General features: G+C 57.7%; 10 protein-coding genes and 4 tRNA genes (1 of these 14 only partly in view). 9 read left to right on the forward strand and 5 right to left on the reverse strand.

Translation table 11 applies throughout. From position 1 onward, the window contains the following. Positions 1–199 precede the first annotated feature (199 nt). The 7 genes from ltaE (at position 200) to ASE98_RS02005 (ending at position 6,163) form a co-directional block, all read left to right on the forward strand. Entirely contained in the window at positions 200–1,204 is a 1,005-nt protein-coding gene (gene ltaE / locus ASE98_RS01975) for a low-specificity L-threonine aldolase (RefSeq protein WP_060539741.1), read from the forward strand. A gap of 146 nt (positions 1,205–1,350) precedes the next feature. Then, positions 1,351–3,969 (forward strand): alanine--tRNA ligase, encoded by a 2,619-nt coding sequence (gene alaS / locus ASE98_RS01980; RefSeq protein ID WP_060539742.1) that lies wholly within the window; start codon positions 1,351–1,353, stop codon positions 3,967–3,969. A gap of 91 nt (positions 3,970–4,060) precedes the next feature. After that, complete coding sequence (locus ASE98_RS01985) at positions 4,061–5,302, forward strand: aspartate kinase (RefSeq protein WP_060539743.1); 1,242 nt, start codon at positions 4,061–4,063, stop codon at positions 5,300–5,302. A gap of 186 nt (positions 5,303–5,488) precedes the next feature. Further along, positions 5,489–5,677, forward strand: a complete 189-nt coding sequence (csrA, locus tag ASE98_RS01990) for a carbon storage regulator CsrA (protein WP_002554426.1) — start codon at positions 5,489–5,491, stop codon at positions 5,675–5,677. 62 nt (positions 5,678–5,739) lie between these two features. After that, positions 5,740–5,830, forward strand: a tRNA-Ser gene (locus ASE98_RS01995). Between the two features lie 107 nt (positions 5,831–5,937). Continuing rightward, positions 5,938–6,014, forward strand: a tRNA-Arg gene (locus ASE98_RS02000). A 72-nt stretch (positions 6,015–6,086) separates the two neighbouring features. Further along, positions 6,087–6,163: transfer RNA gene (locus tag ASE98_RS02005), tRNA-Arg, on the forward strand. Positions 6,164–6,182: 19 nt separating this feature from the next. Here ASE98_RS02005 and ASE98_RS02010 read toward each other — a convergent pair. Continuing rightward, on the reverse strand, positions 6,183–6,707 hold the full coding sequence (locus tag ASE98_RS02010; protein WP_060539744.1) for a hypothetical protein: 525 nt from the start codon (positions 6,705–6,707) through the stop codon (positions 6,183–6,185). Positions 6,708–7,028: 321 nt separating this feature from the next. Between ASE98_RS02010 and mgtE the strand changes: the two genes are divergently transcribed. Beyond that, entirely contained in the window at positions 7,029–8,471 is a 1,443-nt protein-coding gene (gene mgtE, locus ASE98_RS02015; protein WP_060539745.1) for a magnesium transporter, read from the forward strand. A 101-nt stretch (positions 8,472–8,572) separates the two neighbouring features. Here the strand turns inward: mgtE and ASE98_RS02020 are convergent, their stop codons facing one another. From ASE98_RS02020 to ASE98_RS02030, 3 genes are all read right to left on the reverse strand, one after another. Next, positions 8,573–8,899: an Arc family DNA-binding protein gene (locus ASE98_RS02020; protein ID WP_003178899.1), complete on the reverse strand. Its 327-nt coding sequence runs from the start codon at positions 8,897–8,899 to the stop codon at positions 8,573–8,575. 403 nt (positions 8,900–9,302) lie between these two features. After that, entirely contained in the window at positions 9,303–9,482 is a 180-nt protein-coding gene (locus ASE98_RS02025) for a PA3371 family protein (RefSeq protein ID WP_060539746.1), read from the reverse strand. Between the two features lie 20 nt (positions 9,483–9,502). Continuing rightward, positions 9,503–9,739 carry a hypothetical protein gene (locus ASE98_RS02030; protein WP_060539747.1) on the reverse strand — a complete coding sequence of 79 codons (237 nt, stop codon included), beginning with the start codon at positions 9,737–9,739 and terminating at the stop codon, positions 9,503–9,505. Positions 9,740–10,030: 291 nt separating this feature from the next. Here ASE98_RS02030 and ASE98_RS02035 point away from each other — a divergent pair. Next, a tRNA-Arg gene (locus ASE98_RS02035) sits at positions 10,031–10,107 on the forward strand. A 261-nt stretch (positions 10,108–10,368) separates the two neighbouring features. Here the strand turns inward: ASE98_RS02035 and ASE98_RS02040 are convergent. Then, positions 10,369–10,473: the 3' portion of a M10 family metallopeptidase C-terminal domain-containing protein gene (locus ASE98_RS02040; RefSeq protein ID WP_060539748.1), read on the reverse strand. Its footprint extends 417 nt past the window's final position; only the last 105 of its 522 coding nucleotides appear in the window; the start codon falls outside the window, past its right edge; the stop codon is at positions 10,369–10,371.

Here is a 10,473-nt window from a genome sequence, read left to right on the forward strand (position 1 = left end):
GTGGGAGCGGGCTTGCTCGCGAAGACGGTTTAGCATCCAACGCAAATGTTGACTGTCAGTGCGCCTTCGTGAGCAAGCCCGCTCCCACATGGATTGTGCTTTCCTGACTTTTCCTCGTTCAAGGCTTGATTATTGGCCGGCATGCCCGCAGTAATTCTTTCCTGAAAGGGATTTCCCCCTGCTTACCGAGGCCAGATTCATGAGTGTTATTGATCTTCGCAGCGACACCGTCACCCAACCTTGCGCCGGCATGCTCGAGGCAATGACCAAGGCCGCCACCGGTGATGACGTGTATGGCGAAGATCCGACGGTCAATCAGTTGGAAGCCGAACTGGCCCGGCGCCTGGGTTTTGCCGCGGCACTGTTCGTGCCGACCGGCACCATGAGCAACTTGCTCGGCCTGATGGCCCACTGCGGTCGCGGTGACGAATACATCGTCGGTCAGCAAGCCCACACCTATAAATACGAGGGTGGTGGTGCTGCGGTGCTCGGCTCGATCCAGCCGCAGCCGCTGGAAGTGCAGGCCGATGGCTCGCTGGACCTGTCCCAGGTGGCGGCAGCGATCAAGCCTGACGACTTTCACTTCGCCCGCACGCGTTTGCTGGCCCTGGAAAACACCATGCAGGGTAAGGTTTTGCCCCTGGATTACCTGGCTCAAGCGCGCAGTTTTACCCGCGACCACGGGTTGCAATTGCACCTGGACGGCGCACGGCTGTACAACGCGGCGGTCAAGCTGGGTGTGGATGCCCGGGAAATCACCGCGCATTTCGATTCGGTCTCAGTGTGCCTGTCCAAAGGCCTGGGCGCACCGGTCGGTTCGGTGCTGTGCGGCTCGGCCGAGCTGATCGGCAAGGCCCGGCGCCTGCGCAAGATGGTCGGTGGCGGCATGCGTCAGGCCGGAATTCTCGCGGCGGCAGGCCTGTATGCGCTGGATAACAACGTAGAACGCCTGGCCGATGACCATGCCAACGCGCAAATGCTGGCCGAAGGCCTGCGCGGGGCGGGGTTCGAGGTCGAGCCGGTACAGACCAACATGGTTTACGTCGCCATGGGCGACAAAGCCGAGGCCATCAAGGCGTTTGCCGCCGAGCGCGGGATCAAGCTCAGCGCGGCCGCACGTCTGCGCATGGTTACGCACATGGACGTCAGCCGCGCGCAAATAGAGCAGGTCGTCGCGGCATTCGTCGACTTTTCCCACAAGTAACAGGGTTAGCGGTCCAATTGACCGTTTCTATCGTATAAACACGCTGTACCCCGCGCGCAGGGCCGATATAATGCGGCCCTTTGCCGTCGCTTCGTCTGTTGACGTTTCGAACAGGCCTTTGGCCGCAGCCTCCGTGGAAGAACCTAATGAAAAGCGCAGAAATCCGTGAAGCCTTCCTTCGCTTCTTCGAAGAGCAAGGCCACACCCGTGTAGCCTCCAGCTCTTTGATTCCGGGCAACGACCCAACCCTGCTGTTCACTAACGCGGGGATGAACCAGTTCAAGGACTGCTTCCTGGGCCAGGAAAAACGTGCGTACACCCGTGCGACCAGCAGCCAGAAATGCGTGCGTGCCGGTGGCAAGAACAGTGACCTGGAAAACGTCGGTTATACCGCTCGTCACCACACGTTCTTCGAAATGCTCGGTAACTTCAGCTTCGGTGACTATTTCAAGCACGACGCGATCACCTTTGCCTGGACCTTCCTGACCGGCGTTCTGAAGCTGCCGAAGGAAAAGCTCTGGGTCACCGTCTACGCCTCTGACGACGAAGCGTATGACATCTGGACCAAGGAAATCGGCGTGCCGGTCGAGCGCATGATCCGCATCGGCGACAACAAAGGCGCGCCATACGCCTCTGACAACTTCTGGACCATGGGCGACACCGGCCCGTGCGGCCCGTGCACCGAGATTTTCTACGATCACGGCGACCACATCTGGGGTGGCCCACCGGGCTCGCCGGAAGAAGATGGCGACCGTTACATCGAAATCTGGAACAACGTGTTCATGCAGTTCAACCGCACCGCCGATGGCGTGTTGCATCCGTTGCCAGCGCCGTCGGTGGATACCGGCATGGGCCTGGAGCGGATCAGTGCGGTGATGCAACACGTCAATTCCAACTACGACATCGACCTGTTCAAGAACCTGCTGAAAGCCTCTGCTGAAGCCATCGGTTGCGAGAATGGCGATCAGTCGTCGCTCAAGGTTGTGTCCGACCACATCCGTTCGTGCGGTTTCCTCATCGCCGATGGCGTGCTGCCGTCCAACGAAGGTCGCGGTTATGTACTGCGTCGGATCATCCGTCGCGCCTGCCGTCACGGTAACAAGCTGGGCGCCACCGGCAGCTTCTTCTACAAGATCGTCGCGGCGCTGGTTGCCGAGATGGGCGAAGCCTTCCCGGAACTGAAGAAGCAGCAGAGCAACATCGAACGCGTGCTCAAGGCCGAAGAAGAACAGTTCTCCAAGACCCTGGAGCATGGCCTGAAGATTCTCGAGCAGGATCTGCTCGAGCTCAAAGGCACCGTGGTGCCGGGCGACGTGGTGTTCAAACTCTACGACACCTACGGTTTCCCGATGGACCTGACCGCGGACATCGCCCGCGAGCGCAGCCTGACTGTCGACGAAGCCGGTTTTGAACGTGAAATGGAAGCTCAGCGTGTTCGCGCGCGTTCGGCCAGCTCGTTCGGTCTGGACTACAACACCCTGGTCAAGGTTGATGTGGCCACCGAGTTCACCGGCTACAAAGACACCAGCGGTTCGGCGAAAATTGTCGCTATCTATAAAGAAGGCCAGTCGGTCGACGTCTTGAATGAAGGCGAAGAGGCGGTAATCGTTCTGAACCAGACGCCGTTCTACGCTGAATCCGGCGGCCAGATCGGCGACTGCGGTTATCTTCAGGCGGGCAGCGCACGTTTCGACGTGCGCGACACCACCAAGACCGGCGGCGCCTTTCTGCACCACGGTGTGCTGGATTCGGGTAGCCTGACCATCGGCGCGCCGGTGGAAACCCACGTGGATGCCGAGGTGCGTCATGCGACTTCGTTGAACCACTCGGCCACCCACTTGCTGCACGCCGCATTGCGTCAGGTATTGGGCGAGCACGTTCAGCAGAAAGGTTCGTTGGTTGATAGCCAGCGCCTGCGCTTCGACTTCAGCCACTTCGAGGCAATCAAGCCGGAACAGCTGAAGGCCCTGGAAGACATCGTCAACGCCGAGATTCGCAAGAACTCCGCCGTCGAGACCGAAGAAACCGATATCGAAACCGCGAAGAAGAAGGGCGCCATGGCGCTGTTCGGCGAGAAGTACGGCGACGACGTGCGCGTGCTGAGCATGGGCGGCGATTTCTCGGTCGAGCTGTGCGGTGGTATCCATGCCAACCGTACCGGCGACATCGGCCTGCTGAAGATTATCAGCGAAGGCGGTGTGGCATCGGGTGTGCGGCGTATCGAGGCAGTCACCGGTGCTGCGGCACTGGCCTACTTGAACGCGGCAGAAGAACAACTCAAGGAAGCGGCCAACCTGGTCAAGGGTAGCCGCGACAACCTGATCGACAAGCTGTCAGCCGTGCTGGAGCGCAACCGTCTGCTGGAGAAACAACTCGAGCAACTGCAAGCCAAGGCTGCCAGCGCTGCGGGCGACGATCTGTCGGCCCAGGCCCTGGACGTCAAGGGCGTGAAAGTGCTGGCCGTGCGTCTGGACGGTCAGGATGGCAAGGCGCTGTTGGCGCTGGTCGATCAACTGAAAAACAAACTCGGCCGCGCAGTGATCCTGCTCGGCAGTGTCCATGAGGAGAAGGTCGTTCTGGTTGCAGGCGTAACCAAAGACCTGACTGGCCAACTCAAAGCCGGTGATTTGATGAAGCAAGCCGCTGCGGCAGTGGGCGGGAAGGGCGGTGGTCGTCCAGACATGGCGCAGGGCGGCGGTACCGACGCTGGCGCACTGGATGGTGCATTGGCCCTGACCGTTCCATTTGTAGAGCAGGGTCTATAAGGCAGTGTTTGCGGCCGGCAGTCTAGTGGCTGGCCGCAACGCTGTTTGAGTGATTATTTGGGCGCCCTTCATGGGCAGAGGCGGCTTTGAAATGGCTTTGATCGTACAGAAATTTGGAGGCACCTCGGTCGGCACTGTCGAGAGAATCGAACAGGTCGCCGACAAGGTTAAGAAATTCCGCGATGCGGGCGATGACCTGGTGGTTGTGCTGTCTGCAATGAGCGGCGAAACCAACCGTCTGATCGATCTGGCCAAGCAAATCAGTGGTGACGGCCAGCCAGTTCCCCGTGAGCTGGACGTGATCGTTTCCACCGGTGAACAGGTGACGATTGCCTTGTTGGCCATGGCGCTGATCAAGCGCGGCGTGCCAGCGGTGTCCTACACCGGCAACCAGGTGCGGATTCTGACGGATAGCGCTCACAATAAAGCGCGTATCCTGCAGATTGATGACCAGAAGATTCGCGGTGACCTGAAGGCCGGTCGTGTAGTCGTTGTCGCCGGTTTCCAGGGCGTCGACGAGCACGGCAACATCACCACCCTCGGTCGTGGCGGTTCCGACACCACGGGCGTGGCCCTGGCGGCAGCCCTGAAGGCTGACGAGTGCCAGATCTACACCGACGTCGACGGCGTCTACACCACCGACCCGCGTGTGGTGTCCGTGGCCCAGCGCCTGGACAAGATCACCTTCGAAGAGATGCTGGAAATGGCCAGCCTCGGTTCCAAGGTGTTGCAGATCCGCGCAGTCGAGTTCGCCGGCAAGTACAACGTTCCGCTGCGCGTACTGCACAGCTTCAAGGAGGGTCCGGGCACCCTCATTACTATTGATGAAGAGGAAACCATGGAACAGCCGATCATTTCCGGTATCGCTTTCAACCGCGATGAAGCCAAGCTGACCATCCGTGGCGTGCCAGACATCCCGGGCGTTGCTTTCAAGATTCTCGGCCCGATCAGCGCCGCGAACATCGAAGTCGACATGATCGTGCAGAACGTTGCGCACGATAACACCACCGACTTCACCTTCACCGTACACCGCAATGACTACCAGGCCGCGCAAGCGGTGCTGGAAAAAACCGCTGGTGAGCTGGGTGCCCGTGAAGTCGTGGGCGACACCAAGATCGCCAAGGTCTCGATCGTCGGTGTCGGCATGCGCTCGCACGCAGGCGTCGCCAGCCGCATGTTCGAATCCCTGGCCAAGGAAAGCATCAACATCCAGATGATCTCGACTTCGGAAATCAAAGTCTCCGTAGTGATCGAAGAGAAGTACCTGGAACTGGCTGTGCGCGCTCTGCACACGGCTTTCGAACTGGACGCACCGGTCCGCCAGGGCGAGTGATGCGTTTACCAATGGGCGCGGTCTGACCGCGCCCTTTGTTTTTTTGAATGGCGTGACCCAAGGCTGTTCTTTTGCTCGCGCTGGTCAATACTCAGGCATGTAGGGCTGCGACCGCTCCGGTTGTGGGTCGAGTGCCTTTTTTTTGCAGACTGTAGTCCCTGAAATGAAATGCGTGAGGAGAAAGGTATGCTGATTCTGACTCGTCGGTGCGCAGAAAGCCTGATTATCGGTGATGGCGAAATCACCGTGACCGTGCTCGGCGTCAAAGGAAATCAAGTGCGCATCGGTGTCAACGCCCCTAAAGAGGTTGCGGTCCACCGTGAGGAAATTTACCTGCGTATCAAGAAAGAGAAGGACGAAGAACCAAGCCATTAATTTTTATCGTTTTTTATGTTTGCAAACGGGGAAAAGGTTGGTTAAGATACGCCCCGTGTTGCGGAGAGCTGGCCGAGTGGCCGAAGGCGCTCCCCTGCTAAGGGAGTACACCTCAAAAGGGTGTCGGGGGTTCGAATCCCCCGTTCTCCGCCATTATTTGCGTAGTACGTTGTAATCTGGCTTCTTCGGTAAGTTGTTGAAATTACTAGAAAAAGTGTTTGACATAGAGATTAGACGGCCTATAATGCGCGGCAACAAATGCACTCGTAGCTCAGCTGGATAGAGTACTCGGCTACGAACCGAGCGGTCACAGGTTCGAATCCTGTCGAGTGCACCATTTAAGAGTTGTTTGCAGCAATGCAGGTAACTTGGCTTCAACCAGTTGTGATCTGGTATAAAAACACAACTTGCACTCGTAGCTCAGCTGGATAGAGTACTCGGCTACGAACCGAGCGGTCACAGGTTCGAATCCTGTCGAGTGCACCATACAACAGAAAGCCCGCATTTATTGCGGGCTTTTTGCCGTCCGGGATTTGGCTTTTCCCGTGCTGCATCCCTTCTCATCGAACTCGACTTCGACCTGCGCGCTGCGACCAGGCTTCGCACCATAGCGATAACTTGTCGTCGAGTTGCGAGCACTGATCCTGTCCGGCTTGCCGAGGGCGCTTTCGACGTCCTGCCGGCTCATGCCGGCGACTATGCGCTGATTGATGATCGCCTTGCGGCGCTCCTGGGGGCTGATCAGGTTTGCGCAGTTTTCCTCTGTCTGGCCGATCACGACCGGTTCTCTGTTGTTGATTTTCATGCTGGGTGTTTCGCGGGCTTCGGCCTCAGGCAAGAGCGCCTTGTTGCTGCTGGACGGGGAAGGGCGCACATCCTGAAGCGAGGCGCTTTCGCCGGCAATGCAACTGAGTGTGGTAAAGGTGATGTGGCCATTGGCAGCTTCGCAACGCTGAACGACAGTGGCGGAGACCGCGGGCGGCGCGCTGAGCATGGCAAGCAGTAACAGGTATCGCGCATTCGATGGCATTGAGCGCCCTCCATGACGTTCGCGCTCTAGGGTAGCTGGCAGAAATTTCGGTGCTGGTGTGTTTTCTTTGCAGAATGAGTCGTCGCATTTTCATGGATCAGGATTGCGCTCAAGTTTGTTTCGCAAGCGCTTGTTTCAGACCGGGATTTTTTAGCGTTTTAAACCGTCAGGCGGTGTATCATTGCGACCGTCAGCCCCGCCGGGGCTTTTGGAATACTTCCATGGACTTACCCAGTAGTTACTCAATACCCCGTTTTACCAATCATGAATTGACTGATTGATTCTTCCGGCGCACCCCGCTGCTGGGAGTGGAGTTCGCCTATGTCTGAAGTTGAAGTAAAGAAAACGCAGGAAAGCTTGCAGGATCGCCTGGCCCAGGTGATCGAATTGCTGCAGCGCCAGCGAGTTGTCGAAGACCTGACTCACCGCCAGGAAGGCCCGCATCATGACCGGGTCGAGAACCTGGTTCACCGGCAGAACCTCGTCGAGTTGCAACGCAAGCTCGATGATCTGCACTCCGCCGACGTCGCCTACATCCTTGAAGCCTTGCCGCTGGACGATCGTCTGACGCTCTGGCAACTGGTCAAGGCCGATCGCGACGGCGACATCCTGCTCGAAGTATCCGACTCGGTTCGTGAAACCCTGATCGCCGACATGGACGATCACGAGCTCCTGGCTGCGGCCAAGGACATGGATGCCGACGAACTCGCTGACCTGGCCTCCGAGCTGCCGCGAGACGTCGTCCACGAGCTGATGGAGTCGCTGGACCAGCAACAGCGCGAGCGCGTCCGTTCGGCCCTGTCCTACGACGAGGAGCAGGTCGGCGCATTGATGGACTTCGAGATGGTGACCATCCGTGAGGATGTCAGTCTCGAAGTGGTGTTGCGTTACCTGCGTCGTCTCAAGGAGCTGCCGGGCCACACCGACAAGTTGTTTGTGGTCGATTACGACGGTGTCCTCAAGGGCGTGCTGCCGATCAAGCGGTTGCTGGTCAACGATCCGGACAAGCAGGTAGCCGAAGTGATGGCCAGCGATCCGGTGAGTTTTCACCCGGACGAAGATGCCTACGACGCCGCCCAGGCGTTTGAGCGTTACGACTTGATCTCGGCCCCTGTGGTCGACAAGAACGGCAAGCTGATCGGCCGTCTGACCATCGACGAAATGGTCGACCTGATTCGTGAAGAGAGCGAAAGCGAAGTTCTCAACATGGCGGGTCTGCGCGAAGAAGAAGATATTTTTGCCTCGGTCTGGAAGTCCCTGCGTAACCGTTGGGCCTGGCTGGCGATCAACCTGATTACCGCGTTCGTGGCCTCTCGAGTGATCGGGCTGTTTGAAGGATCGATCGAGAAACTCGTGGCTCTGGCCGCATTGATGCCAATCGTGGCGGGTATCGGTGGCAACTCGGGCAACCAGACCATCACCATGATTGTCCGGGCCATGGCCCTGGATCAGGTGAATACCGGCAATACCTCCCGCTTGATGCGCAAGGAACTGGCGGTTTCCTTGATCAACGGTGTGATCTGGGGTGGGGTTATCGGTGTCGTGGCCTTTCTGCTGTACGGCAGTTGGTCCCTTGGGGTGGTCATGACGGCCGCCATGACGCTCAACCTGTTGCTGGCGGCGCTGATGGGGGTGCTGATTCCCATGACCCTGGCACGCCTGGGGCGCGATCCTGCGATGGGTGCCAGTGTGATGATCACGGCAGTCACGGACAGCGGCGGCTTCTTCATCTTCCTCGGGCTGGCGACGATCTTTCTGCTCTGACCGGCCTTGCCACAAAAACCCGCTCCGGCGGGTTTTTTTGTGCCCGAAATCCAGGCAAAAAAAAGCCAGCGATTAGGCTGGCTTTGGGCGTTCGGGTTGGATCAGGAGGCGTCGGCGGCCATTTCGGCGTCGTGCGCGATCAGCGAAACAAGGGCGTTCTGCTGGCGATGGGATAGTTGGCGAAAGCGCTGCAGCAACTCGCGTTCGTGCAATGACAGCTCAGGGCTGTCCAGGCGCATGCTCAACTCTTCTCCCAGTGCGCCTTCCTGAATAAGACTCTGCTCAAGGCGCGCAATGATCTCGGAGTTCATACTGCGATGATGATTGCGAGCCACCTCGGCAATGCGTTCACGCATTCCGTCTGGCAGACGTACGACGAACTTGTCAGCCGTACGGCTGGAATAAATTGCCTGTTTCAATGGGCGCATATATTTAACCGGTTTAGTTCAGGGGAGCGGTTTTGGGGATTGACCGCAGGATGTCTGGTAGGACAAGCACTATGGCCAAATGTTCAACCTGAATTGATAGAGGCGCGCATCATGCCTCAAATTAGCCATACCATTGGCGTCAATTCTGTGACAAATATTGAGCCGGGTAAAGGCGTTCTGCCAGCACTGATTATCAGAAATGCGGACTGGTTTGAAAAGTTCGACCGGTTCTGATCGCCTACTGCATTAGCGGCCGGACCAACGGTTGGCAAAAAGGGGCGGGTATACGAATTCGGCCACTGTTCCTCCACCTTTACAGGATAGTGGCAAATGGCCGATTTGCTAGGGTTGGCACTATAGGGGTGGTGAATTCAGGACGGACGGCTGGCGGGCGGGCGTGGTGTCAGCGTAGCACCGGATCGAACTTGATCTTGCGTCCGGCTATCAGTGCCAGCACGAACAATGCTGTGAACAAACCGCAGGCAATCAGGGGCAGGGTGATGACCATCTCTTCGGTCAAGGACAGATGAAGAATGCCGCTCAGTAGGGCGAGGATGAAAAATCCTGCGGCTGATTTGGACATGTGTTGCTCCTGATGGGGAATCAAAATACCAAACGTTCAGACGACGGCGCCCGCAGCAGGGTGTTCTCCTGGCTGACGTCCTGACCGGCAGAGCCGCGGTCGCTCATCACCGCCAACTGTGGTGCTTTTTGCAGCTGCAGGAAATGCGGAATGCGTTGGGCCACCACCGCCTCGACTGCACCGTTCTCGGGAATAAGTTGCAAACCCACTAAAACCGTCAGAGCGATCGCGTTCGCGAGTAAAAGGACGCTGTTCATCGAGCTGGCCTCCGTCGTTCTTCTGAGAACAGCAGAAGCAGCTCGCATGCCAGAGTCTATCGGCATTTAAATGCTTTAAAAACAATCAATTAAGATATTTGCCGGGCAGGCGGGGGTTGCAATTTGCAATGATGGCTTTTTGCGGTGATGCAAATTGCACGGTAAACAAGTCAACATCGGAATGGGGCTGCTGCCTACACTTAAAAAGCCTACGGACGACATGACAAAAGCATGCCTGGCCGTTAACATGCACGCCGTCTATCGCTGCGCGATTCTGCGCCGGCGACTTGTGTCTCAGTAGCTCAATTGGATAGAGCATCCCCCTCCTAAGGGGAAGGTTGGCAGTTCGAACCTGCCCTGGGACACCAATATTTACTGATGGTTAGCACTGAAATTTGCTGATCAACGCGACTCATGCCAGCAAGGTAGCAGCGCAAGTAAAAAGGCCCCGGCTTCACAGCACGGGGCCTTTCTCGTTTTCAGCCTTCAAAAATTCCGGAACCTGGTCAGCAGGTTCCGGATTTTTCTGCTGATCAAGGATTCGTCAACTTTCTGAGCTGAACAGCCTTGATCAATTGTTACGGTCGTTCAGCACCTTGGTTCGATGAGGGGCTATTCGCCCCCCACGCTCAAAGTATGAAGTCCGAAGTCGAGAGGCTGGTGACACCGGTGATCTGAATGGCGAACTCGGCGGCGTTGTCCGCATCCGTGTTGCCGTAGAGCACGCCATTGGC

The sequence above is a fragment of the Pseudomonas sp. Leaf48 genome (assembly GCF_001421885.1).
Lineage (GTDB): Bacteria > Pseudomonadota > Gammaproteobacteria > Pseudomonadales > Pseudomonadaceae > Aquipseudomonas.

Coding starts and splice junctions, on each gene's coding strand:
- ASE98_RS01985 (WP_060539743.1), top strand. CDS start 4,061: ATGGCTTTGATCGTACAGAAATTTGGAGGCACCTCGGTCGGCACTGTC.
- mgtE (WP_060539745.1), top strand. CDS start 7,029: ATGTCTGAAGTTGAAGTAAAGAAAACGCAGGAAAGCTTGCAGGATCGC.
- ltaE (WP_060539741.1), top strand. CDS start 200: ATGAGTGTTATTGATCTTCGCAGCGACACCGTCACCCAACCTTGCGCC.
- ASE98_RS02010 (WP_060539744.1), bottom strand. CDS start 6,707: ATGCCATCGAATGCGCGATACCTGTTACTGCTTGCCATGCTCAGCGCG.
- ASE98_RS02025 (WP_060539746.1), bottom strand. CDS start 9,482: ATGTCCAAATCAGCCGCAGGATTTTTCATCCTCGCCCTACTGAGCGGC.
- alaS (WP_060539742.1), top strand. CDS start 1,351: ATGAAAAGCGCAGAAATCCGTGAAGCCTTCCTTCGCTTCTTCGAAGAG.
- ASE98_RS02030 (WP_060539747.1), bottom strand. CDS start 9,739: ATGAACAGCGTCCTTTTACTCGCGAACGCGATCGCTCTGACGGTTTTA.
- ASE98_RS02020 (WP_003178899.1), bottom strand. CDS start 8,899: ATGCGCCCATTGAAACAGGCAATTTATTCCAGCCGTACGGCTGACAAG.
- csrA (WP_002554426.1), top strand. CDS start 5,489: ATGCTGATTCTGACTCGTCGGTGCGCAGAAAGCCTGATTATCGGTGAT.